At 41.1% G+C, this 25,935-nt stretch carries 28 protein-coding genes; 9 read left to right on the plus strand and 19 right to left on the minus strand.

Annotated elements, in window-relative coordinates:
- Positions 1-188: 188 nt before the first annotated feature.
- Positions 189-791, minus strand: a complete 603-nt coding sequence (gene ruvA, locus AC4CUX_RS13560; RefSeq protein WP_151836264.1) for a Holliday junction branch migration protein RuvA — start codon at positions 789-791, stop codon at positions 189-191.
- Positions 792-916: 125 nt separating this feature from the next.
- Positions 917-2,257, minus strand: coding sequence for a deoxyguanosinetriphosphate triphosphohydrolase (locus tag AC4CUX_RS13565; RefSeq protein WP_151836263.1), 1,341 nt, complete (start codon positions 2,255-2,257; stop codon positions 917-919).
- A 436-nt stretch (positions 2,258-2,693) separates the two neighbouring features.
- Here AC4CUX_RS13565 and purL point away from each other — a divergent pair, with 436 nt between their 5' ends.
- The 4 genes from purL (at position 2,694) to AC4CUX_RS13585 (ending at position 8,088) form a co-directional block, all read left to right on the plus strand.
- Positions 2,694-6,530, plus strand: a complete 3,837-nt coding sequence (purL, locus tag AC4CUX_RS13570) for a phosphoribosylformylglycinamidine synthase (protein ID WP_201950876.1) — start codon at positions 2,694-2,696, stop codon at positions 6,528-6,530.
- A gap of 215 nt (positions 6,531-6,745) precedes the next feature.
- Positions 6,746-6,874 carry a KGW motif small protein gene (locus AC4CUX_RS13575; protein ID WP_004693854.1) on the plus strand — a complete coding sequence of 43 codons (129 nt, stop codon included), beginning with the start codon at positions 6,746-6,748 and terminating at the stop codon, positions 6,872-6,874.
- A gap of 124 nt (positions 6,875-6,998) precedes the next feature.
- Positions 6,999-7,769, plus strand: a complete 771-nt coding sequence (locus AC4CUX_RS13580) for an abortive infection family protein (RefSeq protein ID WP_201706271.1) — start codon at positions 6,999-7,001, stop codon at positions 7,767-7,769.
- Positions 7,770-7,773: 4 nt separating this feature from the next.
- Positions 7,774-8,088, plus strand: coding sequence for a YqfO family protein (locus tag AC4CUX_RS13585; protein WP_201706272.1), 315 nt, complete (start codon positions 7,774-7,776; stop codon positions 8,086-8,088).
- Positions 8,089-8,320: 232 nt separating this feature from the next.
- Here AC4CUX_RS13585 and AC4CUX_RS13590 read toward each other — a convergent pair whose 3' ends face one another.
- Complete coding sequence (locus tag AC4CUX_RS13590) at positions 8,321-9,076, minus strand: nitroreductase family protein (protein WP_490792456.1); 756 nt, start codon at positions 9,074-9,076, stop codon at positions 8,321-8,323.
- A 104-nt stretch (positions 9,077-9,180) separates the two neighbouring features.
- Positions 9,181-9,981, minus strand: coding sequence for an enoyl-CoA hydratase-related protein (locus AC4CUX_RS13595; protein WP_201706274.1), 801 nt, complete (start codon positions 9,979-9,981; stop codon positions 9,181-9,183).
- A 104-nt stretch (positions 9,982-10,085) separates the two neighbouring features.
- Here AC4CUX_RS13595 and AC4CUX_RS13600 point away from each other — a divergent pair, with 104 nt between their 5' ends.
- Both AC4CUX_RS13600 and AC4CUX_RS13605 read left to right on the plus strand, forming a co-directional pair.
- Positions 10,086-10,655, plus strand: coding sequence for a nicotinate-nicotinamide nucleotide adenylyltransferase (locus AC4CUX_RS13600; RefSeq protein WP_126036059.1), 570 nt, complete (start codon positions 10,086-10,088; stop codon positions 10,653-10,655).
- A gap of 43 nt (positions 10,656-10,698) precedes the next feature.
- Positions 10,699-11,295 (plus strand): YceI family protein, encoded by a 597-nt coding sequence (locus AC4CUX_RS13605; protein ID WP_195728879.1) that lies wholly within the window; start codon positions 10,699-10,701, stop codon positions 11,293-11,295.
- 38 nt (positions 11,296-11,333) lie between these two features.
- Here the strand turns inward: AC4CUX_RS13605 and AC4CUX_RS13610 are convergent, their stop codons facing one another.
- Positions 11,334-12,224, minus strand: a complete 891-nt coding sequence (locus tag AC4CUX_RS13610; protein ID WP_195728880.1) for a LysR family transcriptional regulator ArgP — start codon at positions 12,222-12,224, stop codon at positions 11,334-11,336.
- 118 nt (positions 12,225-12,342) lie between these two features.
- Here AC4CUX_RS13610 and AC4CUX_RS13615 point away from each other — a divergent pair, with 118 nt between their 5' ends.
- Positions 12,343-12,942: a LysE/ArgO family amino acid transporter gene (locus tag AC4CUX_RS13615; RefSeq protein ID WP_114837103.1), complete on the plus strand. Its 600-nt coding sequence runs from the start codon at positions 12,343-12,345 to the stop codon at positions 12,940-12,942.
- A gap of 72 nt (positions 12,943-13,014) precedes the next feature.
- Here AC4CUX_RS13615 and AC4CUX_RS13620 read toward each other — a convergent pair whose 3' ends face one another.
- The 6 genes from AC4CUX_RS13620 to dapD all read right to left on the minus strand — a co-directional run bounded on the left by AC4CUX_RS13620 (position 13,015) and on the right by dapD (position 17,011).
- Positions 13,015-13,473, minus strand: a complete 459-nt coding sequence (locus AC4CUX_RS13620) for a peroxiredoxin (RefSeq protein WP_201950887.1) — start codon at positions 13,471-13,473, stop codon at positions 13,015-13,017.
- Between the two features lie 9 nt (positions 13,474-13,482).
- Positions 13,483-14,175: a Dph6-related ATP pyrophosphatase gene (locus AC4CUX_RS13625; RefSeq protein ID WP_201950888.1), complete on the minus strand. Its 693-nt coding sequence runs from the start codon at positions 14,173-14,175 to the stop codon at positions 13,483-13,485.
- Positions 14,176-14,247: 72 nt separating this feature from the next.
- Positions 14,248-14,655, minus strand: a complete 408-nt coding sequence (locus tag AC4CUX_RS13630; RefSeq protein WP_004980581.1) for a hypothetical protein — start codon at positions 14,653-14,655, stop codon at positions 14,248-14,250.
- A 16-nt stretch (positions 14,656-14,671) separates the two neighbouring features.
- The gene (gene queC, locus AC4CUX_RS13635; RefSeq protein ID WP_005399706.1) at positions 14,672-15,340 is read right to left on the minus strand and encodes a 7-cyano-7-deazaguanine synthase QueC; all 669 of its coding nucleotides are present in this window, start codon (positions 15,338-15,340) and stop codon (positions 14,672-14,674) included.
- Positions 15,341-15,383: 43 nt separating this feature from the next.
- Positions 15,384-16,094 carry a 7-carboxy-7-deazaguanine synthase QueE gene (queE, locus tag AC4CUX_RS13640; protein WP_201950891.1) on the minus strand — a complete coding sequence of 237 codons (711 nt, stop codon included), beginning with the start codon at positions 16,092-16,094 and terminating at the stop codon, positions 15,384-15,386.
- A gap of 95 nt (positions 16,095-16,189) precedes the next feature.
- Positions 16,190-17,011 (minus strand): 2,3,4,5-tetrahydropyridine-2,6-dicarboxylate N-succinyltransferase, encoded by an 822-nt coding sequence (dapD, locus tag AC4CUX_RS13645; RefSeq protein WP_004693827.1) that lies wholly within the window; start codon positions 17,009-17,011, stop codon positions 16,190-16,192.
- 302 nt (positions 17,012-17,313) lie between these two features.
- On the opposite strand from dapD, the gene carO reads away from it, so the two are divergent.
- On the plus strand, positions 17,314-18,030 hold the full coding sequence (gene carO / locus AC4CUX_RS13650; RefSeq protein ID WP_201950893.1) for an ornithine uptake porin CarO: 717 nt from the start codon (positions 17,314-17,316) through the stop codon (positions 18,028-18,030).
- A gap of 60 nt (positions 18,031-18,090) precedes the next feature.
- Here carO and AC4CUX_RS13655 read toward each other — a convergent pair whose 3' ends face one another.
- From AC4CUX_RS13655 to AC4CUX_RS13690, 8 genes are all read right to left on the minus strand, one after another.
- Positions 18,091-18,261, minus strand: coding sequence for an outer membrane protein transport protein (locus tag AC4CUX_RS13655; protein ID WP_227556998.1), 171 nt, complete (start codon positions 18,259-18,261; stop codon positions 18,091-18,093).
- Positions 18,262-18,319: 58 nt separating this feature from the next.
- Positions 18,320-19,297, minus strand: coding sequence for an outer membrane protein transport protein (locus tag AC4CUX_RS13660; protein WP_227556999.1), 978 nt, complete (start codon positions 19,295-19,297; stop codon positions 18,320-18,322).
- A gap of 113 nt (positions 19,298-19,410) precedes the next feature.
- The gene (locus tag AC4CUX_RS13665; protein WP_201950895.1) at positions 19,411-20,334 is read right to left on the minus strand and encodes a CysB family HTH-type transcriptional regulator; all 924 of its coding nucleotides are present in this window, start codon (positions 20,332-20,334) and stop codon (positions 19,411-19,413) included.
- 57 nt (positions 20,335-20,391) lie between these two features.
- On the minus strand, positions 20,392-21,453 hold the full coding sequence (locus tag AC4CUX_RS13670) for a sulfate/molybdate ABC transporter ATP-binding protein (RefSeq protein ID WP_004693820.1): 1,062 nt from the start codon (positions 21,451-21,453) through the stop codon (positions 20,392-20,394).
- A gap of 12 nt (positions 21,454-21,465) precedes the next feature.
- A complete protein-coding gene (cysW, locus tag AC4CUX_RS13675) occupies positions 21,466-22,347 on the minus strand; it encodes a sulfate ABC transporter permease subunit CysW (protein WP_004693818.1) in 882 nt (293 codons plus the stop codon).
- Positions 22,344-23,177, minus strand: coding sequence for a sulfate ABC transporter permease subunit CysT (cysT, locus tag AC4CUX_RS13680; RefSeq protein ID WP_004693816.1), 834 nt, complete (start codon positions 23,175-23,177; stop codon positions 22,344-22,346). The genes cysW and cysT overlap by 4 nt, the downstream gene beginning before the upstream one ends.
- Positions 23,178-23,262: 85 nt before the next feature.
- The gene (locus AC4CUX_RS13685) at positions 23,263-23,868 is read right to left on the minus strand and encodes an RBBP9/YdeN family alpha/beta hydrolase (RefSeq protein ID WP_201950896.1); all 606 of its coding nucleotides are present in this window, start codon (positions 23,866-23,868) and stop codon (positions 23,263-23,265) included.
- A 37-nt stretch (positions 23,869-23,905) separates the two neighbouring features.
- Complete coding sequence (locus AC4CUX_RS13690; protein ID WP_201950898.1) at positions 23,906-24,916, minus strand: sulfate ABC transporter substrate-binding protein; 1,011 nt, start codon at positions 24,914-24,916, stop codon at positions 23,906-23,908.
- 164 nt (positions 24,917-25,080) lie between these two features.
- On the opposite strand from AC4CUX_RS13690, the gene pabC reads away from it, so the two are divergent.
- On the plus strand, positions 25,081-25,893 hold the full coding sequence (pabC, locus tag AC4CUX_RS13695; protein ID WP_490792457.1) for an aminodeoxychorismate lyase: 813 nt from the start codon (positions 25,081-25,083) through the stop codon (positions 25,891-25,893).
- Positions 25,894-25,935: the final 42 nt, after the last annotated feature.

Consider the following 25,935-nt stretch of genomic DNA (forward strand, 5'->3'; position numbering starts at 1 on the left):
TTAGGTACCATTGTGTAGGCATTGCCTTACTTTTGAAAGATCAAAATGAGGGCTTTTAAATATATTTAAAAGTCCGCAAGTAAATCTTGTGTTGGATTGAGGATATGTCCTTATATCCCAATCCAACATGGCGACATCCATGTCGCCTTCGTGTATCCAATTTAGGTGTATTGGTGTGTCTATTTGAATTATTTATTCATCGATTTGAGTGCAGCACGGATGATGTCGCTCGCCTCAGTAAAATCACCTTTTGCAGCATTGACCAATTTCTGTGCTTCTAAAGGTTTGTAACCTAAAGATTGTAAGGCCGCTTCAGCTTCTGACACGGCAGAGTTGCCTGTGAAATGGATTTGTTCAACGGTTGAGTTGCTTGGCACTGTGCCTGAAGACATCGCTTTAAAGCGATCACGTAGTTCGATCATGAGGCGTTCAGCGGTTTTTTTACCCACGCCCGGTACTTTAACCAGTGTGTTGATATCTTCATGTTCGACAGTATGAATCAGCATATCGACGCTGAGCGTGGATAAAATACCTAAAGCCATTTTAGGGCCGACACCATTGACCTTTAACAGCGTGCGGAAAATGATTTTTTCTTGTTGATGCAAAAAGCCATAAAGTAGTTGAGCATCTTCACGCACTGCAAGGTGCGTCCATAAGGTGATTTTCTGACCTTTTTGTAACTGGCAAAATGTGGTGAGTGGTGTATCAATTTCATAACCGACACCATTTACATTTAAAAGTACGGTGGGTGCTTCTAGTGCGAAGACTTCACCAATAAGACATCCGATCATGTTGTGTGATTCACTTTTTATCAATGGTTACATAGTAGTGAGCATTGCGCAGAAAGGCAAAAGGCTCACGGAAAATTGAGTTGAGGTTGATGGCTTTATCATCAAACTGGATGTTGATGACACATTTAAATCAATCCTGCCTTATTGCCTTGTAACTCTTGAGACAAGTTATACGCTTGGTGGTCTGAAAATTTAGAAATAATATCTAAGACCTGCATGATATTTTCATAATGGTTGCTACCAAAGTGCGCACCAGAACGACATAAAATAGCCATTAAGCGTTGTTCTTTAAAACTTAATGTTTTATGCGGTGTTGTCAGCGGAATAAAGGCATCTAAAATGTTTTGCAAACTTTGATGGGCAATAATTTCCAAACCCGCTTTTTGTGGGTGTTCAAATATTTTATCGCGGGCTAAATCCTTTGCACGGTTAATGCCTAACTCAATATCAGCAGCACAGTATTGCAGTAAGCTGCCGGCCAGTTGTCCGCGTAAAATTTCAAAATGATGCTTAGCAAAAGCCGATGTGACTTCTTCAACCAGACGTTTCATCACGCGCCCGCGCAGGGCTGCAATTTTTTGCTGCCATGTAGTATCTGGCATCGACAGTTCAGTTGGTGCGCTATATTCACCAAGCAAGCTTAAAAAAATCGGTTCAACTTCTTCATAAGACAACATGTTTAAAATGATGCCATCTTCAAGATCAATCAGGGCGTAGCAAATATCATCTGCGGCTTCAAGTAAATAAGTTAGCGGATGACGGCAATAATGATATTCACCCAGTTGAATCAGTCCGAGTTGTTCAGCGATTTGTTGCAGGATTTCTTTTTCTGCCTGATAGCAGCCAAATTTGGCACGTTTACTGGCAGGAGTATTGCCTTGTGATTCGATGGTTTTCGATAGCCACGGATATTTTAAGTAAGCTCCCAACGTTGCATAGGTCAGACGCATGCCACCATCATTAGGGTGATAGTCAATTTTAGTCAGTAAGCGTAGACCTTGGGCATTACCTTCAAACTGACGCACATCGGCTTGTTCTTCTGCGGAAAGTTTCTCTAAAAAGTTGCCATGTGATGCATCGTCAAACCATTCACGAATAGCATATTCACCCGCATGACCAAACGGTGGGTTCCCAATATCATGTGCTAAACAAGCAGCTTGAATAATGGCTCCAACATCGGCAGGGGAAATCCACATTGGTAATTCATCTTTGATCTTTTCCGCTGCCAGCATGCCAAGAGAGCGGCCAATACAGGAGACTTCAAGCGAATGCGTTAAACGGGTGTGAATGCCATCGTGTTGAGTCAGAGGATGGACTTGGGTTTTTCGGTTCAGTTGGCGAAAACTTTGAGAAAAAATAATTCGGTCATAATCTTTGTGAAATGGGCTACGTGCCAATTCGGTATTTTGTTTTTTACTTCCAATACGAACTGTTGAGAGCAGTTCCAACCAACGCATTTGCATCATTTATCGTTATTCAGTGAGTTATTGGCTTCATCATGCCAAAAAAGTGTGACGAGCTCTAGAGGGCTGCGACATAAGTTGTCTTTTAATTTATGCAGTATTAAGTTTTCAGAAATAGAACATCTTAAAGCAGTCATGTTTGTTCTAAAGGAGGCTATCGACTTCGTTATTTGCAGCTTAAATATCAATTGAAAATGGTTTTTAGAATCGAATCAAAGCCTAAAAGTCGGGCATCTTTTAAATTTATCCCTTAAAACATTTGTTACTAATCATGTTTGATTTTTAAAGTCAAAGTAAATTGATCTTTTAAAACAAAGAAATCTCACTTTTTTAAGTCGTAGACGACTAGCTGATTTTGGCAATACACAGTAGAATATGCGCTCTCTTCAAGTCACATTGAGGTAGGTTGTCTAGACCTGCCCGTGGAGCCAAAAACAGCATGTTTATCGTTGCCGGTGCACCTGCACACTCTTCTTTTAAGCAAACACAACTTTTAACACGTCTATCGTCTATCAGTTCTGTTCAATCAATAGAAAGCCAATGGGTTTACCTTTTCGACCAAGCGCTCGACGAGCAACAACAGCAATCTGCTTTGCAGCTATTAAATGATGGCGCAACCTTCCAAGTTCGCGAAGCGACAAGTGATGAAGTTCAAGTCCTCGTGACGCCACGTGTAGGCACAATTTCGCCGTGGTCATCAAAGGCAACGGATATTTTTGCTAACTGTAATACCCCGATACACCGCTTAGAACGCGGTGTTTTGTTTACTTTAAAAGGTATTTCTGAAGTATCGGATGCAGTAAAACAAGTTTTACATGACCGTATGACTGAAAGTGTGTTCAATCAAATTGAAGACGCGGCTGCATTGTTCTCTGAAACTGCACCAAAGCCTTTAAATGCAATTGACATATTAGGTCAGGGTAAAGACGCTTTAGTAAAAGCAAACTCTGAGTTTGGTTTTGCACTCTCTGATGAAGAAATTGATTATTTGGTTGCTGCTTTTAACAAGCTCGGCCGTAATCCACACGATATCGAACTGATGATGTTTGCTCAGGCAAACTCTGAGCACTGTCGTCATAAAATCTTTGGTTCTGAATGGACAATTGATGGTGAAAAACAGCCATTGTCATTGTTCCAAATGATTAAAAACACCTATAAAGAATCACCAACAGATGTATTGTCGGCATATAAAGACAATGCTTCGGTGATCGTTGGTTTTGATACTCAGCGTTTCTATCCAAAGAAAGATGAAGCGACTGGTCACCACGTTTATAAATACAAGAGTCAAGCGGCTCACATCCTGATGAAAGTGGAAACGCATAACCACCCAACAGCGATTGCGCCATTTGCGGGTGCTGCGACTGGTTCGGGTGGTGAAATTCGTGACGAAGGCGCAACAGGTCGTGGTGGTAAACCCAAAGCAGGTTTAACTGGCTTTACAGTGTCTAACTTAAATATTCCCGGTTTTGAACAGCCTTGGGAAGAAAACTACGGCAAACCATCTCGTATGGCATCTCCGCTTCAAATTATGATTGAAGGCCCACTGGGTGGTGCTGCGTTTAACAACGAATTTGGTCGTCCTGCATTAAATGGTTACTTCCGTACATTTGAACAAAATGTCAATGGCGATGTAAAAGGCTTCCATAAGCCAATTATGATTGCTGGTGGTTACGGTAACATCCGTCCAGACCACGTGGAAAAAGATGCGATTCAACCGGGTGACTTATTGATCGTCCTTGGTGGGCCTGCAATGCTGATCGGCCTTGGTGGCGGTGCGGCATCTTCTGTAGACAGCGGTAAACTCGGTGAAAACCTAGACTTCGCTTCTGTACAACGTGAAAACCCTGAAATGGAACGTCGTTGCCAAGAAGTGATTGATGCATGCTGGCGCATGGAAGACTTCAATCCAATCGTGTCTGTGCATGACGTGGGTGCAGGTGGTGTCTCTAATGCAATGCCTGAACTGGTGAATGACCACGAACTGGGTGCGATTCTTGATTTGCGTAAGATTCCATCGCTTGAACCGGGCATGTCTCCAATGGAGATCTGGTCAAACGAAGCGCAAGAACGTTATGTGTTGGCGATTCGTCCAAGTTCTTTAGAATTATTTGAATCATTATGTGCACGTGAGCGTTGTCCGTTTGCCGTTTTAGGTGAAGCAACTGAAGCGCGTCAATTGACGGTGAACGATCCATTGTTTGATAACAAAGCCGTGGATATGCCAATGCAAGTCATGCTAGGTGGCACACCTCGTATGAGCCGTTCGTATGAAACGATTGAACGTCAAGGCGACGACTTTGATGCATCTAAAGTCACAGATTTAAAAGATGCGATTTACCGTGTACTTAAAAATCCAACGGTTGCATCGAAATCATTCCTGATCACCATTGGTGACCGTTCAATTACAGGTATGGTTGCACGTGATCAGTTTGTAGGTCGTTGGCAGGTTCCTGTTGCAGATGCAGCAGTGACTACAACAAGCTTACAAGGCTACACAGGTGAAGCAATGGCGATGGGCGAACGTCCACCCGTTGCCTTGTTAAATCCTGCGGCATCTGCACGTTTATCGGTTGCAGAGTCGATCTCGAATATTATGTCTGCAAAAATCGACCAGATCAGTGACATTAAATTGTCTGCAAACTGGATGGCGGCAGCAGGACAGAAAGGTGAAGACCAAGCTTTATTCGAAGGTGTAAAAGCCATCGGTATGGAAATGTGTCCTGCACTGGGTATTGCAATTCCAGTGGGTAAAGACTCATTGTCTATGCGTACGACTTGGAATGACGAAGGCGAAGACAAATCGGTGACTTCACCGATGTCAGGCGTGATCACTGCATTTGCACCAGTTACGGATGTACGTAAAACTTTAACGCCTGAATTGAAAAATGAAGAATCAATACTTGTCCGTATTGATCTTTCTAAAGGTCAGTTCCGTCTAGGCGGTTCGATCCTTGCTCAGGTCTATAAAGCGATTGGTTCAGTGACACCAGATGTGGATAGTTTTGACGACTTCAAAGCATTCTTTGCATTGGTTCAAGACTGGAATAACCGCGGCTTAATTAAGGCTTACCACGACATCGGTGATGGTGGTTTGCTTGCAACTGTTGCAGAAATGATGTTTGCAGCACGTCTAGGTGTGGCTTTAGAAGATCAATCAACTGCAAGTTTATTTGCAGAAGAAATTGGTGCAGTGCTTCAAATCAGCGCGTCTGATTGGGCAACACTTGCAGACGAAGTTGCGGCATCTACATTACGCGATGCAATTGCGGTTATTGGTACGGTAAACAACACCGATCAATTGATGGTAAATGGTTTAGTGCTTGAACGTGCAGATTTGCAAGTGGCGTGGACTGAAGTATCACATCAAATCCAGCGTCTACGTGACAACGTAGAAACAGCGGATCAAGAATTTGCATTAATTACGGACAAATCACATGCAGGTATTATTGCAAAACCAACATTTGATTTGAATGAGCCAATCGAAGCGCCGTACATCAACGAACGTCGTCCAAACATGGTGATCTTACGTGAACAAGGCGTAAACGGTCATGTGGAAATGGCTGCTGCATTCGACAAAGTTGGTTTCAACACTGTAGATGTGCACATGAGCGACTTGCTTGCAGGTCGTATCAGCCTAGATGACTTTGAAGGTCTTGTGGCATGTGGTGGTTTCTCTTACGGAGACGTAATGGGCGCTGGTGGTGGCTGGGCGAAATCAGTTTTGTTCAACCCGAAACTTCGTGACCAATTTGAAAAATTCTTCAACCGTGACGAAACGTTCTCTCTTGGTATTTGCAACGGCTGTCAAATGTTGTCGCAATTGGCACCACTGATTCCGGGTGCTGAAGCTTGGCCACGTTTTCACCGCAACACTTCTGAGATGTTTGAGGCACGTGTGGTCAATGTTCGTGTTGAAAAATCGAACTCTGTATTGTTAGAAGGTATGGAAGGTTCAATCCTGCCGATCGCAGTTGCACATGGTGAAGGTCGTGTGGTGACAAGCGCGGATAACTTGGCTGCATTAAATACAGGTAATCAAGTAATCTTGCGTTATGTCGATAGCCAAGGTAACCCAACTCAACACTATCCAATGAACCCGAATGGTTCACCAGAAGCGATTTCAGGTGTCACATCGAAAGATGGTCGCGCAACGATTATGATGCCGCACCCTGAACGTAACTTCCGTGCGGTACAGCATTCTTGGAAGCCTGAAGATTGGACAGAAGACGGTGCATGGTTACGTATGTTCCGTAATGCACGTAAGTTCATTGGTTAATCTGAAGTCTGGGTTTTGAAAAGCCACCTTCGGGTGGCTTTTTTATTGAATCGTTTTTTATTTTTTTAATTCTCCCGCTGAAGTTGGTTTAGATTTTGCTTTTATATTTATGTAAAAGTGATATTGTGTAATAAATGCACAAATATCATGCAAAATAGAAGAAAGATGGATCACTAAACAATTTCAGTATCAACACTCATGTATGAGGTGATGACATGATTAAAACAGTTACATACGAAGCAGTCGATAAGTCTGCATTGCGTAAAAAAGGATGGAAGTTGTTTGCTGTGATTTTGAGCTTGCAATTGATCTTTTTGATTTTGGGTTATGCATTGCAGATGTGATTTTTGAAAGTTAAAGAACCAACGAAAGGTGGATTTTTATTGATGATAAGATATTCAAAAATATTTATGGCTTTATTTTTATATACTTATAAAATATTTAAAGTTTGAATATTTAAGACTAAAAATGACAGATTTAATAAAAACAGTTTCATTATTACAAGAGTTAATCATCTCTAGAGTCTTAGACAAATTAGAGCAAGGCTCTGACGAAGCATTTATTCAATTGAGAAATGAGCTGATTAAAATTAATAATCTAAAACCTTATCTTCCAACATTAGTGAAAAATTCTAGATCTTTAGATCAGGCGAATGACTATTTAAAAAATACTTTTAATGGTTATGAGGAATGTAAACAACATATCTATGATGATTTTAATGAATTGTTCGATGTCTTGGAAAGTTTAGATACAACTCCATTAGACCATCTAGTGATGAATAAAATTGAAGGTTTAAGTTCTGATTACATTCATCAAATATGGGGTAAAGCTTTAGAAAGACGAAGTACAGATCCCGAAGGGGCAATTACGTTGTCGAGAACATTATTGGAATCTACTTGTAAGCATATATTGGATGACTTCAATGTTGATTATGGAAATAGTCCTGATATTAATCATTTGTACCGTCTATTAAACAAAAAGTTGAACCTATCTCCATCACAACATACAGAGCAAACTTTTAAGCAGATTTTGGGCGGTTGTAGTTCTATTGTTGAGGGATTAGGTGCATTAAGAAATAAAGTTGGTGATGCACATGGACAAGGGCAGAAGAATTTTAAACCATCTTCGAGACATGCAGAATTAGCAGTGAATTTAGCAGGAACCATGTCGGTGTTTCTTTTCTCAACTTGGGATATAAGAGCCGAGTCCGAAAAATTATCAAATTCTCATAAAGATTAGTTCCATGCTCAAACTTATTTACTATGTTCCAGAATCTCATCTTGAATCTACCAAACTTGCGATTTTTGAAGCAGGGGCAGGTGGTATAGGAAACTATGAACACTGTGCATGGCAAGTTTTGGGTACAGGCCAGTTTAAACCTGTAAAAGACGCAAATCCGTTTATAGGTGAGTTGGATGCTTTGGAGAAAATTCCAGAGTGGCGGGTGGAAACCATTGTTCCAGAGGAAAAAGCCTCTGCTGTGGCAAAGGCTTTAACATTAAGCCATCCCTATGAAGAGCCAGCTTTTGAGTTTATTCAGATGGTCGATGTACTTTAATGATGAACCTAAAAATATATTTTAGACACGCTAACGGCATTCGCAACTGTTTGAGGCAGGACTTAATTTATCAGATAAAGTTTCTGCGACTAAATTGATAAACGGCGGAATAGAACGAGTTTTGCGAATGACAATGGTTTTGCCTACTTTTCCCGAAAGAAAAGTAGGCAAAACCGAAGGTTAATCCTGAAATTAAAACTTTAATGAAAGGATTCCATTGAGAAAACTAATATTAAACCTTCTGAATAAATAACTCACGATCAAAACGATACTGCGGGAAAAACACACCATCTTCTGCACGCTCACCTGCACCAATCACCATCACAGGGTATTGCTGATCATTCAGATTTAACAATTTACGCACCAAAGGCTCATCAAAACCTTCCATCATACAACTATCAAAACCGTAGGCACGTAAAGCTAAAACAAGGTTCTCACATGCTAAAGCTGTGGTTTTACTTGCCCAAAGTTTGGCATCGGCTTGATTAAATGCGGTTACAGGCAGTTGTTTGTCTAAACTACGTGCTATTTTGAAAGCCACTTTCTTAAAGTTACCTAATGCATTTAAGTAACCTGTCTTATAGTTATAAGGAATAAACTTGTAATATTTGAGTACACTTGCAGGCGCTTCAGGAAAAGGGAACTCGGTAATATTACGTTTTGCCATTTCATCATTACGGTCTGTACGCGCGACACACACGATCAATTCTGACGCAGTTTTTGTCGCAAGCTGATTTAGGCAAGCTTTGACTAGTTGTTTTTTCTTCGTTGGGTTTTGCACCACATAAAAAGTCCAAGGCTGTAAGTTGGATGAATTTGGTGCAAGCAGTGCCAAATCTAAACAGTCATCAAGCATATCGGCTGGAATGGTCTTATCCGTAAACTTACGCACAGAACGACGACTTTGAATAACTTTTTTAAAATTTTCAACATCAATGTCTTGTGGCGCAGGCTCAAAATAGCGTTTTTTTTCTGTAGTGTTCGACATAAGAAGTATTTCCAGATTGGGTTTTAAAATATGTTGGGACTAAAAGTAAAAAAACCACTGCGTCTTAATAAACGTAGTGGTTTTTTCAGTCAAGTTATGAAGCTTTAATTGAACTGGGAAAAATCAGGTTTACGTTTTTGCATAAATGCAGCTACAGCTTCCATCATTTCGGGTGAACCCACGCGATCCATAAAAATTTCAGCTTCATGATCAATCCAAGCCACAATTTCATTTACATTGTGCTTCATTAACGCTTTAGACTGTACTAAAGAGGCTAAAGGTAAAGCGGACAATTGTGCTGCTTTTTTGGTAGCCGCTACATACACATCATCTTCAATACTGTTCACAAGGTTTGCAGAAACCGCAGTTACACTGTCAAACTTCTGAGCAGTCAGCAGTAATTCTGCTGCTTTATGATAGCCAGCTTGTTCTACCAATAATTTGCTTGAAGCCCCTTCAGGTGATAAACCAAGGCTGACAAATGGAATTTGGAATAGGGCAGTGTTGTCGCTATAAACCAAGTCACAATGTAATAAGATTGTTACTCCAATACCAATCGCCACACCACGTACAGCAGCAATCAACGGTTTAGAAAACTTCGCAGCAGATTTGAGTAAAATAAATGGAGGGCCTTCAGATGCAGGTGCTTGACCTTTTTGTGCAGCAGATTTCATAAAGTCTTGCATATCGTTGCCTGCGGTAAAGTCTGCGTCTTCACCACGTAGAATCACGGCACGAACGCTATTGTCCTGATCTGCTTCATCTAAAGCTTTTGCAATCCATAAATAAAGTTCGCCATACAACGCATTCTTTGCTTCAGGACGGTGAATGGCTAATGTCAGTACGCCATTGTCTAGTTTTGCATTCAAATGTTGATGAGGTTGTTGAATACAGCTCAGTGTCATCGTACTATCCTTGCTAGAAAGTTTGGTTTAATTTTATGGGCTCATTATGTCGCATAATTTTATGATCGACACAACTGACCAGTTCATAAAAAAGTAAAAGATTTATGCCATATACATTTGATTATCTCGTATTCATTGGTCGCTTCCAGCCATTTCACTTGGCACATATGCAAACCATCAAGATTGCTTTAGAGCAAAGTGAAAATGTCATTTTGGCTTTAGGCTCTGCGCAAAATGAACGAAATACGAAAAATCCATTTTTAGCATCTGAACGTGAAGAAATGATTTTATCGAACTTTTCAGAAGCACATCAAAAACGGATTCACTTTGTACATGTAATTGATGTTTATAATGATGTTAAATGGGTGCAATTGGTAAAAAAATTAGTGAATCATGTAGTCACACCTGAGGCGAAGGTTGGACTGATTGGCCATTTTAAAGATGATTCCTCGTATTATTTACAGCTTTTTCCTGAGTGGCAAATGGTTGAGCTCGATAGTCTACAAGACGCGATGTCTGCAACACCTGTTCGTGAGGCTTATTATCGAGGCGATATTTTAGAGCAGGCGTTTCCATTGGGGACCAGTGAGTTTTTACATAAATTCCAACAAAGTGAAATATATAAACAGTTACAACACAAATTTTTAACTCAGGACCTATCCAATTTAGACTAATGTTCTCAGTCGAATAAAAATATTTCGACGAGGATCGAGTTCCATGGATAGAAAACAACAGACGAAACAGATTGCAAGTCATACGGTCATTAAAAATGCTTTGATGATTGCAGGTGTTACATTTGCATTCAGCACTCAAGTGCAAGCCCAGTCATGGACATTGACACCTCAGAGTAATGTAGGTTTTGAAATTAAATCCTTGGGTGTAACTGTTGTAAGAGCTAAGTTTAATCGGGTGCAATCCAGTATGCAGTTTGATGCCAAGGCACCACAGCAGGCTTCAACGAATTTTGTGATGGATGTAAATAGCCTAAGCTTGAGCAAGCCTTCACTGAAAAATATGATTTTGGGTGAAGATTTGTTTTATGCATCTAAGTACAAAAGCGCTAATTTTAAAAGCACCAGTTTTAAAGACTTGGGTGGCGGTCAATATAATATTACCGGAAACTTAACACTTCGCGGCATTACCAAGCCTGTTAGCTTTAGCACCACCTTAAAACCGAGTGCCAATAATGCCAATCTACTGGATGTTCACTCATCAGCCGTGATTAATCGAAGTGACTTTGGCATGAAAAAAGCCATGGGAGGTGTAGGCGAAAAAGTGAATATTCAACTGTCAGGGCAGTGGAAAGTGCAATAGAGGCTCCATGATCTCAAAGACTTATATTCAGGGTTATTTTAGTTCATTGCTGCTTGAGCCTGTTCAATCAAGAGATCTGTCAGCAGATTTAACTGCACCGACTGCTGTTTCCAATGATGCCAATACAAAGGTAAATCAATATTGAGTTGAGCATCTAACTCAACCAATGAGCCATCCTGCAAACGCGGTTTGGCTTGGTAATAGGGCAACCAACCATAGCCGAGTCCCATCGTAACTGCATCAAAAAATGCACTGGAAGACGGAATAAAGTGATGTGGATATTGAGTTGGATTGAGTCCAAACTTTTGTTGGATATACGTGGTGTGGAGTTGATCTTTTGCGTTAAATATCAGTGCAGGAGCTGCACGTAGAGACTCGCGGTTGACACCTTGTTTAAACCATTGCTGTGCAAAAGTAGGCGTGGCAACAAAACGATAGTTCATATCGCCAATGTATTCCGCTACGCAGCCTTTCATGGCTTGTGATTCATCTGTCACGCAGGCATTTACCAAACCGGCTTCAAGTAAGTGATGGGTTTGTGATTGGTCATCAACCTGAAAATGCACCACGATCTTTTTTTCAATTAATGTTGATTGTAGCAAGGGCAACAGCCATGTCGCTAAGGAGTCGGCATTGGTTGCAATGTTGATTTGATAAAAGGCAGAGGTGTTCATATGACCCGTGAGGTTCTGAATGAAACTTTGCTCTAACAGTCGGCTATGTTGCAAATAATGTAGCAGCGATTGACCTGCTTGTGTCGGGCGGCAAGGTCTTTCGCGCACAATTAATAAATGCCCCAAACTTTTTTCTAGGCTTTGTACGCGTAAAGTGACGGCTGAAGCAGTAATGCATAGCTGTTCAGCAGCAAGGTCAAAACTTCCTGTTTCTGCTACAGCTAAAAATGCGTCGCATTGTTTATGATTCAGCATATCGGGACTCACTTTAAACTAAAAATATTTTAGTTATATTGATATTTTCTAAATAATACTTAATTTAACTAAAAATGAAAGATAATCCTGACATCATCAATTAAGTTGAAAAGTCAAAATGTTAAGTACATATGTACAAGGGCTTGCAGTTGGGATGAGCCTTATTATTGCTATTGGGGCTCAAAATGCATTTGTGCTAAAACAGGGGCTTAAAAAGCAGTTTGTTTTTTGGGTATGTTTTGTCTGTGCATTGTCGGATTCTATTCTAATTGTCTTAGGCGTTTCGGGTTTTTCAAAAGTGCTTCAGCACTATCCTGAAATTATTCAGTTTGCCAAATGGGCAGGGGCACTTTTCCTGTTTTGTTATGGATTCCAACATGCACTGCGGGCATTCAAATCACAGCAGGGCTTGGAGGCAAGTCCCATTGAAAAGCATCAACTAGTGAATATTGTTTTGCTGTGTTTGGCGCTGACTTGGCTTAATCCGCATGTGTATTTAGATACGGTTATTTTACTGGGTTCAATTTCAACACAGTTTGAGCAACCTGCGTACTTTGCTCTAGGAGCAGTGTGTGCGTCTTGGTTGTTTTTCTTTGCTTTGGGCTATGGGGCTCGTGTGCTTATCCCTATTTTTGCAAATCCGAAAGCGTGGAATGTGCTAGATGCGATCATTGCTCTGGTGATGTGGGGAATCGCCATTTCACTGCTTGTGAAATAAAAGCGTGTGCAATAAAAACTATAAATTAAAAAATCACAAAAAACAAAGCCCGCATTTGCGGGCTGATGTACATTAAGCTTGTAATGCTTTTAAGTCTTCTAAAACTTGTTCAGCATGTCCCGCAGCTTTTACCTTACGATACTCTTTAACCAGCTTACCGTTATGGAAAATAAAAGTTGAGCGCTCAATACCCATCACTTTTTTACCATACATATTTTTTTCTTTAATCACATCAAAGTGTTTACACAGCACTTCTTCTTTGTCGCTAATTAAATTAATGGTTAAAGCCTGCTTTTCTGTAAAATTCTGGTGCGCTTTAACCGAGTCACGTGAAACACCAATGATCGTGGTTTGTAAGGCATCAAACTGATCTTTTAAACATGAAAAATCAACGGCTTGAGTTGTGCAACCAGGCGTTGAATCTTTCGGGTAAAAATACACAATCAGCCACTCAGTCGGCACTTCAGTTAAGTTCACTTCACCCATTGTGGTTGGAAAGTTCTGATTTGGAAGTTGGATGCTATCAGTCATGTTCTATCCTTAAATGTCGCGTTGTTCTAATTCAAGTGGTAAAAAGGCATAATTCTCATGATACAGAATATCACCTTTAACGACCGAAAGTGGATGTTTGAAAATTGGGCCATCAATCACCGTAGTGTGGAATTCACCCGCTTCGCCGCATGGATCAATGCCTCTTGCAACCAGTTCATCGATATATTCAAGGCTGAGCACTTGACCTAAGTCTTCAACTGTCATGCCTAAGCTTAAGTTGACCGTAACGATGATGCTTTGAAAACTAAGCTGAATAAACTCATGCACAATGTCTAAACGCGGACGTTGCCACAGGGGCATACATAACCTGAGCTCACTTTTATCACACACAGATTGATTCCATTCGGCATGTGCCATTAAATCAATATCACCTGTAACTAAGCTTTCTGCTCCAAGAGCTTGAGCTTTTTGTAACAGTTGAATGAACTGGTTTTCATAGTCTTGCCACGTCGCAGAGGCACTGTAGATGGGAAGTCCAATTGCTTTGGCCTGCGCATGAATAATACCGAGGGACATCCCATGTGAGCGTGACTTCAGACCTTGCTCTTCTAACATGACAATTAATGCAACAGGTTCACCCATTTGCATCGCTTGGTATAAAGCAAGGCTGCTGTCTTTTCCACCACTATATGACGCAACAAATTTGCGATTTTGGGCGCGTGTATTCCATTGGGTGAGCATATTTTCAGGTTCTATCTATTTTGCACATATAAAAAAGCCTGCATAGAGCAGGCTTCATTCACATTCAGTGAATTATTTTTTCGGAGCAGCTTTCATGGCTTCTTCAGTTAAAGATTTTAATTTACCTGTTAACTGTGGACCGAAACATGTTTGTAAGTCGTTATTTTGCTTTTGTACAAAAGCTAAAGTAGACGGGCTTTTCTTTTGGTTGATCGCACTTTGGATTTCCCATTTTTGTGCATTGGTCAACTTACCATCAGCTTCAACTGCACAAGTACAGTATTTGCTTACTTCTGCTGCGCTAAGCTTTTTGCTTTTTGCAGTTTCTTCTTTACAAACATTAATTAATGCCGATTTTACATTGCTGCTTTTATACGCTTCTTGTAATTTGTTCGATTCAGCAGCATTTGAAGCTGTAGCGAACAATGCAGCTGCAGACACCAATGTAGAAAGCAAAATGTTTGATTTTAAATTTTTCATAAACTGTACCTTGTCGTTACGGTATATAACGCGTTGGGTCTGCTACGCCAGCATCTGCAAAACCTTCTTTACGAAGACGGCAGCTGTCGCATTTCCCACAAGCACGTCCTTGGTCATCTGCTTGGTAGCAAGACACCGTTTGACTATAGTCTACGCCATGTTCTATACCTAAGCGAATAATATTTGCTTTGGATAAATGTAACAGAGGTGTTTCAAATTTAAGAGGTTTTCCTTCAACGCCAACCTTGGTTGCAAGGCGAGCCATGTTGGCAAATGCCTCAATAAATTCAGGTCGACAGTCAGGATACCCTGAATAATCAACAGCATTAATACCAATCACAATGGCTTCAGCATCTAAAACTTCTGCTGCTGCTAGGGCATAAGATAAGAAAATCGTGTTACGTGCTGGAACATAAGTTACAGGAATACCGACTTGTTCATGATCTGGAACATCAATGCTATGGTCTGTTAACGCAGAACCGCCCAAATTACCTAAGTCGATATTAATGACACGATGTTCTACGCCTGCTTTTTTTGTCAGTTCGCGTGCGGCATCGAGCTCAGTGGTTGAGCGTTGACCATACATAAAGCTGAGCGCTGTACAGTCATACTGTGCTTGCGCCCATGCTAAACAAGTTGTTGAGTCTAAACCGCCAGATAACAAAACTATGGCACGAGGGCGCATACAAATTTCTCCAAATATAAATTAAAGATGAATAGGCAATGTATTAGCGACCAGTTTCGTCATTCCAAAGCAACTTGTGGAGTTGGAGTTGGAAGCAAACAGGGAGATGGTCTTCTAATATCCATTGCGCTAAGTCACGTGCAAGTTGAGGTAAACGAGCAGCACCTTTCTCAACGGCAAAAGCAGGAGAGAACCATACTGTGCTGACTTTTTCATTGAGTTTATAGTCTTCAACTTGCTGTTTTGACCACTCATAATCCTCACGGTTACAAATTACAAACTTGATTTGGTCGTGCTGGGTTAAATGGTCGAGATTCGAAAGCAAATTTCGTGCAACTTCACCTGAAGTTGGGGTTTTCAAATCTAATACTTTTGAAACACGTAGGTCAACCTTAGACACATCTAAAGCGCCACTGGTTTCCAAAGAGACTGCACAGCCGAGGTCAGCAAGACGTTGCATTAAAGGCAAGGCATTGGGCTGTGCAAGAGGTTCACCACCTGTCACGCAGACATAAGGGGTTTTAAAATCAAGTGTGGTTTGAATAATCTGATCTAAAGATTGGCGTTCGCCACCTTCAAACGAGTAGGTCGTATCGCAGTAAGTACAACGTAGTGGACAACCCGTTAAACGAATAAAAACTGTTGGCAGTCCTGAGGTGTTGGCTTCTCCTTGCAAAGAATAAAAGATCTCCGTGATACGTAGACCCGCAGAAGGATCAGAAACAGGGATAGCAGAAGATCGAAGCGTATTCATAGCAAAATTAAACCACAGGTTAGAAAAACAAAAATCTCTACGGCTAGTCTTAACCGTAGAGATGAGGAACTTTAGTTCCGCACGACAACTAAAAATTATTCGTCGCGTAGTAAGTCGTTCAAGCTCGTTTTAGAACGTGTTTGTGCATCTACTTTTTTCACGATGATTGCAGCATATAGGCTATAAGTACCGCATTTAGAAGGTAAGCTACCTGCAACTACAACAGAACCTGCTGGTACACGGCCGTAGTGAATTTCGCCAGTTGCACGGTCAAAAATCTTAGTCGATTGACCAATGAACACGCCCATAGAAATTACAGAACCTTCTTCTACAATCACGCCTTCTACGATTTCAGAACGTGCACCGATGAAGCAGTTGTCTTCAATAATCGTTGGGTTTGCTTGAAGTGGCTCAAGAACACCACCAATCCCTACACCACCAGATAAGTGAACATTTTTACCAATTTGAGCACATGAACCAACAGTTGCCCATGTGTCAACCATGGTGCCTTCGTCAACATATGCACCAATGTTCACATAAGAAGGCATTAACACCACGTTTTTCGCTTGGAAAGAACCTTTACGGGCAACCGCAGGAGGAACAACACGTACGCCAGCCGCTTTAAACTGTTCTTCAGTCCAACCTGTAAATTTAGTATCTACTTTGTCGTAGAATTGAAGGTCACATGACTCAATTGGTTTGTTGTCATTTAGTTTGAATGATAAAAGTACAGCTTTTTTCACCCATTGATGAACAACCCACTCACCATCAATTTTTTCAGCAACACGTAATGTCCCGTTATCTAAACCAGCAATGACTTCTTCAACTGCTGCACGAACTTCAGCAGGACAGTCCGCTGCTGTAAAATTCGCACGGTCTTCAAACGCTTGTTCAATAATTGTTGAAAGCTGAGACATGATCTTCCTTCCAGAAAAAAAATTTTCCTGATTTTACACTAAATTGTGCAGAGAATAGATGAAAAAACAGCATAGGATCGGAAATAATAATGAATGATTGGAAATACGACTTTTAGGGCTATATGGGTAGAAAAATTAAGTAAAGATTTGTGATTTACAACAACAATAAAATCTAAAATGTATCAAAAAATAACAAAAACAGCCCAAATCTTGAATAAAAAACAGTCCGAGACTGTTCTAAGATGACCTCATCAAAAAATGGTAATTGATGTAAAAATATCTTTGCTTGGAGGAGAAAAAACATGAAATCATTACGTTTAGTTGCAATCGCAGCAGCAATCTCAGCAGTCGCAGGTACAGCTTTTGCTGATGATGCAGTCGTAAAAGATGGTTATGCTTTTGACCAAAATAAATTAATTCCTACTGGTGTTCGTGCTGAAGTTGGTACAACAGGTTATGGCGGCGCTTTGTTGTGGACAGCTAACCCATATGTGGGTTTAGCATTAGGTTACAACGGTGGTGACATTTCGTGGTCGGATGATGTGGAAGTTGACGATGTAAATTACGATGTCGATATGGATAACAATCTGACTTATCTAAATGCAGAAATTCGTCCATGGGGTGCAAGTACTAACAAATGGGCGCAGGCTGCATATATTGCCGCGGGTGTTGGCTATGTTGATCAACAATATGGTCTACAAGCCCGTAATGATGGTGGAACGATCAAAGTTGATGGGAAAGATACAGGTTTAAACCAATTAAGCTATGATCTTGACTATAGCAATAATATCTCACCATATTTAGGTATTGGTTATTCACCTCGAATTAACCAAAACTGGGGTGTCTTTGGTGAAGTCGGTGCATACTATACAGGCAACCCAACAGTATCGAACGTAAAATATCAAGGTGGTGACAATGTTGATGCAGCTTTAGTGGCAGAGCACATCAATGAAGTACGTAACGATGATAAATACGAGTGGATGCCAGTTGCTAAACTGGGTGTAAGTTACCACTGGTAATTAACATAAAAAAAACGAGCTGCGGCTCGTTTTTTTTGTGTCTGATTTTAGCTAAAGCCTTTAAAAATGATGAGCAAATTTGAGTCCAAAGATCCATGCATCATTATCATTCAGCGCTGAAAGTCCTGTAATGTTTGCCAGTGGATTTGAGTCGGAAGATGTTTTGGACTTCTTAAAATGCAAATAATATAGACCAGCCGCAATATCAAACTGAGTGTTATATGTGTACATGCTGCCTAGCCCAATACCTTGGTACCCATCACTTGGGTTAAGGGTAGATGCAGGATTATTAATCCCAGAGTAGTTCCATAGTACTCAGCCACTTTTTGTTCCATACGTGTGCTAAGCCGAGTTTTGCAGACCATTGATCTTCATTGTACTGAATAAGTTTGACGTCTGTGGCTTCAGGGTAAAATATCGCAACATAATCGATCACAGCTTTAAATTTGGGTGGTTGAATGACAAAGTCTTGCCAATTTACCCAGCGTATTGTCCCGTACAAGATATTTTGATTGGGAAGTCCTGTCATGAAATCAAGATTTACCGATTGTGGTGTTTTCACTTCCATCACATTGGGTGTATCTATGCCGACTTCGATAGACTCTGTTGTAGTAATTTCATGTTTAATCGCTGAGCGATAAGTCAACGATGTTCTAAAATAATATTCAGGGATTTGATAACTAATACCTGCTAACCAGCCCAAGCTTTCATCTTGTTTAAACTCGGCATCATAGCCATCAAACACAGAGTAGGCCTGACCTTTCGCTTTTAAAGAGCCTGCAAAGCTTTGATAGCTGAAACCACCATAGATTTCCCATTGTGGGTTGAATTGGTAGCCTAAAAGCGAGCTGAGATTATGACTTTCAAAGTCGATATCGGCAGATTCAACCTCATAACTTTCACCGTAAATCTTTGGGCGATAGCGATAATCGATGTCTACAGCAAAAGGCTGGTCATAAATGACAGCAAATTTAAACTGAGGATTAAGTTGTAGTTTGAGTGCAGCTCCCAGCATTACTTGTTCATTGCTTAAATTGCCTGTTGAAAAGTCAGTGATGCCAAACTGTTGCAGTGTCTCGATCTGTTGAACTTGGCCAGAAACATCTGGGTCAATATAAGCCAGAGAAATTTCTGCATAATTTCCATGTTCAAAAAAGGGTTGTATCGTTTGGCCTGAACGTTCAAAAGCAGCAGCAAAGCATGATCCCGACGAATATAAACATAAACAAAGTAATGGAGAGCCCAACAGATTTATATTCACTGTCATTGCTCATTAATATTTTTATCAATTGATCAAATCATACACCATATCCATTTAAAGTATATGGATTTAGAAATAAAAAAAGAGACTCTGAGGTCTCTTTTTAGAATAAAAGCGTTTTAGTCTTCTGGATAAGCTACTCTTTTGAGCGCTTTAATATCTGCATCTGGCGAGCACAACGAGATAAATTCATAACCATAACCACGCAGGAGGTGGCCTTTACGCACTGCAATCCATGTGGTATTGAGACCAAAAATATCAGTTGGAATTTGTTTTAAACGGTAGTCACGCTCAACGTCATAGGCCACATTATTGACAATACCAACACCCATATTAAGCTCAACATAGGTTTTAATCACATCGGCATCTAAAGCAGACATTACGATGTCGACATCTACACCTGCATCTTCAAAAGCTTTGTCAATTTTTGAACGGCCTGTGAAACCGCCGTGATAGGTAATCAGTGGATATTCCGCCAAGTCTGCAATACTAATATTTTGTTTGCTTGCCAGTGGGTGATTTTGCGGGGTAATAATACTGTGCTGCCAATTATAGAACGGCACGCTAGCCAGATTGTCCTCAGTGGTGAGTGACTCAGTTGCAATACCAATATCAGCTTCACCTTGTAGAAGCATTTCGGTAATTTCAATAGGGCTGGCTTGCTGCAAAATAAGATGAACCTTTGGAAACTCTTTTTTGAATTGATTAACAATCGGCGGTAGCACATAACGCGCTTGCGTATGTGTAGTTGCAATCGTCAAAGTGCCTTCATCGACACGGTTAAAATCATCTGCAAGACGTTTAATATTGTCTGCGTCGACCAACATGCGTTCAACAATGCCCAGTAGTGCTTGACCTGGTTCAGTTAAACCCAGTAAGCGTTTCCCTTTACGAATAAAAAGCTGTACGCCTAATTCATCTTCTAGGTCTTTGATGTGCTTACTGACGCCTGACTGAGAGGTATATAGTGCAGCAGAGGCTTCGGTGAGGTTGAAGTTTTGTCTCACCGTTTCTCGAATAATTCTGAGTTGTTGAAAGTTCATAGTTTTGGATCTCTTTTATGATGAATGAGGCATTCAACATGCCCCATTCAATTGGTCTTAAGCCGCAGGTTTTGCAAATAAATGCAAGTTTGATGGGCTTAACCATACCGTTTGATTAGGTCTAAATTGGTGTAATTTTGCTTCTTCAGAAGTCAGTGAGATTTCAATCAGTTTGCCTTGGCGATCATGGAGCTCTGCAACCACTTTGCCCGCGATCCATAATTCTCGAACGAACGTTGCTTGGATGGCATTGTCTTGCGGCTGTGCATGGATCCTTAATTCATCTGGACGGGCAAAGGCAATCACGTCGCCCGAAGGTGCATTACGTAAAGAATCTAATTGAATACGGTCTTCACCAATTTGGATCGTCCCTGCGTTATTTTGGCCTTCGAAACGGTTCGCTTGACCTAAGAAGTCAAACACAAATGGCGTTGCTGGCTTTTCATAAACCTCGCGGGGTGATCCAATTTGCTCAACATTCCCTTTATTCATCACAATGATTTGATCCGCGACTTCTAAAGCTTCTTCTTGGTCATGCGTTACAAAGATAGAGGTGATATGAAGTTCATCATGCAAAGTACGTAACCAACGACGGAGCTCTTTACGTACTTTTGCATCCAAAGCACCAAAAGGTTCATCTAGTAACAGTACGCGTGGTTCAACTGCCAAAGCACGTGCCAGTGCAATACGTTGACGTTGACCGCCAGAAAGTTGAGCTGGGTAACGATCTGCCAAGAACCCCAATTGGACTAAGTCCAGTAAACGCGTGACACGTTTTTTAATCTCAGCTTCAGATGGGCGTGTTGCACGTGGGCGAACGCGGAGACCAAAGGCGATATTGTCAAATACGGTCATATGGCGAAACAAGGCATAGTGCTGAAATACAAAGCCAACTTCACGTTCACGTACGTGTACATTGGTTGCATCTTCACCTTCCAAGATGACTTGACCGCCATCTGCGGACTCAAGTCCCGCAATAATACGAAGCAGAGTGGTTTTACCACAGCCTGATGGGCCGAGTAATGCAACCAATTGACCATCAGGAAAATCGAGAGAAATGTTATTCAGCGCATGGAACGCACCAAAGTGTTTTTCAATATTTTTAACTTGAATACTCATGAGGTCATTCCTTTAAACTGTTGAATCGTTATGTTTGTTTTGCTTTTCTTGGCGAATCTCAACCCATGTTTTTAAAACTAGAGTCACAATCGCTAAAAGCGCCAAGAGGGAAGACACAGCAAAAGCCGCACTGAAGGTATATTCGTTATAGAGAATTTCGACATGTAAAGGCAAAGTATTGGTTTCACCACGAATATGACCTGAAACGACCGATACCGCACCAAATTCACCCATTGCACGTGCATTACACAGAATGACTCCGTAAATTAAACCCCATTTGATGTTGGGTAGGGTTACTTTCCAGAAGGTTTGCCAGCCTGATGCACCCAGTACAATAGCAGCTTCTTCTTCTTCCGTACCTTGAGCTTCCATGAGCGGAATAAGTTCACGTGCAACAAAAGGAACGGTGATAAAGATCGTTGCTAATACAATGGCAGGAACGGCATACAGAATTTTAATGTCGTTATCCATGAGCCAACTACCAAACCAACCTTGCGTACCAAAAATCAGTACCAGCATTAAGCCCGCGATAACAGGGGATACTGAAAATGGCATATCAATAATTGTGGTTAAGATGGATTTACCACGGAAGTTAAATTTGGCCACACACCAAGCTGCTGCAACACCAAATACCACATTTAGTGGAACTGCAATCACCGCGGTTAATAAAGTGAGTTTGACTGCGGAGAGCGTGTCTGGATGAACCAAGGCTTGTGCATAGACACCGACCCCTTGTTTAAAGGCCTCAACGAACACCAAAATCAGCGGTAAGATCAAACAGCTCAAAAAGAACAGCAGAGCAATCGTAATCAGGGTGTAGCGAACCCAAGTTGGCTCACGTGTTGCATCACGCGATTGTAGCTTTTCAGCAAGCGCATTACTGTTGATATTCATCGTGCTGTTCTCCCTGTACGACGGCTTGCCCATGCTTGTAACAAGTTAATCAGGAATAAAATGGCAAAAGACAGTACCAACATGACGACTGCAATCGTGGTTGCACCTGCATAGTCATATTCTTCTAGGCGCGAAATAATCATGAGCGGTGCAATTTCTGTTTTAAACGGTTGGTTCCCGGCAATAAAGATCACTGAACCGTATTCACCGACGCCGCGTGCAAAGGCAAGTGCGAAACCGGTGATGAGTGCTGGAAATAAAATCGGTAAAATCACTTTGGTCACAATCTGTAAACGGTTGGCACCTAATGCTGATGCTGCTTCTTCTAACTCTGTTTCCAAGTCACTGAGAACAGGTTGCACAGTCCGCACCACAAAAGGAATACCAATAAAAATCAGTGCCAATGTAATACCAATTGGGGTATAGGCCACTTGAATCCCTAAAGGCTCAAGATACTGACCGATCCAACCTGTAGGCGCATAAAGCGAGGTGAGTGCAATACCTGCAACCGCGGTGGGTAAGGCAAACGGCAAGTCGACCAAGGCATCTACAATGCGTTTACCCGGAAAACGATAACGAACCAGACACCACGCTAGAAGGAGACCAAAAACCACATTAATAAACGCGGCGATCAGGGCTGTACTAAAACTGAGCTGCAAAGATTTTAAAATACGTTCTGAACTTAAAATTTCCCATAAACCATCCCAACCAATGCCTAAAGATTTAATAAAAACAGCGGACAACGGAATGAGAACGATTAATGACAAATATGCTAGGGTAAAGCCTAGAGAAAGACCAAATCCTGGCAGCACTCGGGATCGCTGCGACATGATTACTCCTCAAAGAGAGAAAGCTGACCTAAAAAGAGTCAGCTCAAATAAAACTGAATTTCGGCACAAGTATCATTTACAGTGTTTAAATTGCAAATTTAAATAAATACTTGCTTTCATTGTAAAAACTAATGTTTTTTAGCACATTTTCTGAAATCAAAAAATCATAAATTTCAGGAAATGGCCCAAAACCTGACGCAACATTAATATGTCCAACTTGGCCCAAGTTCTTAGGCCTAATTTTCCATGCTTTTGCCAGTTGCAGCGCATCTTGAAAATTGAGCCAAGGATCATTTTCACTGATGATCATTTGGGTAGGAACTTGTAGCTTGAGTTGGTGGAAATACTGTTGATAGTCGTTTTGGCTCTCACGAGCAAAACCAGCATCACCAAAGCGAGCAGGGTTGGCCGGTGCAACCAGAACTAAATTTTTGATGTTTTGATTTAGTTCAGGATGCTGTGCTAAAGCAGCGACTGTCGTTAAACAGCCAAAGCTATGCGCCACAATTTGAATCGGTTCCTGAATGGATTGAACTGTTTTGAAAAATTGCTCAATCCACTCATGGAGTACGGGTTTATTCCAATCCTGCTGCTGGACACGAGAGCATGACTTGAGCTGACGTTGTAACCACGATTGCCAGTGGTCATGTTCACTTCCACCCACGCCCGGTACAATTACAGTATGAATCATGTCGATGCTCCCTTACAGCTATTTACTGGACTCGGTTTTATTTCGTCGTATTGGCTTTCACAATTTGGTCAAATACACCACCATTTTCAAAGTGCTGTTTTTGTACCTTGGTCCAACCGCCAAATTCTTTATCAATGGTCACCAACTTCAACGGTTTGAAAGTGGTTGCATATTTTTTCAGGACGCTTGCATTACGTGGGCGATAGAAGTTTTTCGCCGCAATTTCCTGTCCAGCAGGTGAATACAAATAGTTGAGATATGCTTTTGCCAGATTCAGATTGCCGTCTTTTTCCGCATTTTTTTCAACAATGGCAACGGGTGGTTCTGCCAAAATAGATAGCGAAGGCGTCACGATTTCAAACTTACCCGGTTGTTCACGAATCGCTAAATGTGCTTCGTTTTCCCATGCTAATAGAACATCACCGATACCGCGTTCAGCAAAGGTTGTGGTTGCCCCACGTGCACCTGAATCTAAAACTTTGGTATTTTTATAAATTTTACGCACGAATTCTTGTGCTTTTGCATCGTTACCCGCAGGTTGATGTTTCGCCCAAGCCCAAGCTGCTAAGTAGTTCCAGCGTGCACCACCTGAGGTTTTTGGATTTGGTGTAATAATGCCAACACCCGGCTTAACAAGGTCGCCCCAGTCTTTAATGCCTTGTGGGTTACCTTTACGGACGAGGAACACGATAGTTGAAGTATATGGTGTCGAGTTATTGGGTAATTTCTTTTGCCAGTTGGGCGGTAAAAGTTTTGCTTTTTCAGCAATCACATCGATATCTGCTGCAAGAGCAAGTGTCACAACATCTGCACCTAAACCATCAATTACCGAACGGGCTTGTTTACCCGAGCCGCCGTGAGACTGTTTGAAGTTAATGTCTTGTCCTGTGCGTTGTTTCCAATAAGCGCCAAACTGTTTGTTGACATCTTCATACAGTTCGCGTGTTGGATCATACGACACGTTAAGGAAATCTTTTGCTGCAACACCAAAAGATGTGACTGAAACTAGCGCTGCTAGTACCCCAATTTTTAACTTAGATAAGCTCATGTGAGACCTCAAATTTTAAACGTTCTTAAACATGAGGCAAGAATACTGTGAGTCTTATTGCAAAAAAAATAATAAAAAATGAATTTTATATGAATAAAAAAGAAAAAGAGTTCAGCCTAGAATTCATTAAACTAAAGCAGAAGATTGTTTCAGGGTAGATTGGCATGCATTGCTATAAAAATGCACAAGAAATCAAACAAATAGAATTATTAGATCGTGCATTTCACTATGTAGATGGTTGTTTTAGTACAGCGCGTATCCGTGAGGGTGTGATTGAGCTAGAGTCTCTACACATAGCACGCTTGAAATTGGCCTGTGAAAGACTGTTGTTGTCAGCAGATTTAGCCTTTATTCAGCGCAGCATCGTACAATTAAAACAAACCTATGCACACTTAAACGGAACGCTGAAAATTATTATTAGTCGGGGTGAAGGGCAGCGCGGTTATAGTTTGCCAGCACATCCTGCTGACGTTTGGGTATTTTTCTATCCGCAAGCATCAGAGGTTTTGACATACAGCGAAATTGATTCAGGGGTACTGCAACATGCGATGGGGTTAAGTATGCCGCAAATGGTGGGTGTGAAAAGCTTAAACCGTTTAGAACAAGTTTTACTTAAGCATGAGGCAGAACAACACGGTTGGTTGGAAGCTTTGGTCACAGATGTGCAAGGTTCTGTCGTTGAAGGTGTGAGTAGTAATTGTTTCATTCTGCTAAATGATCGATGGATTAGTCCCGAACTTCGTTATAATGGCGTACATGGTGTCATGCGTGCCGAAATATTGGCACGGATGCAGCAACAAGGAATGAGCTGTGAGCTGAGAATGATTGATATGGAAGAAATTCCACGCTTTCAAAGTTTATTTTTCTGCAATGCCTTGAGTCCTATGAAAATAGCCAAAAGTTTGAATCATCAGCACTTAGATGTTCAGCCGTGTATAGATTTGTTCCATCGTCTTCAACTTAATCAGATGCAGTAGTATGTCCGCAGCCAAAACCAAATCGAAAAAGAAAACGCAACC

The organism is Acinetobacter sp. 231_lipA (assembly GCF_058243005.1).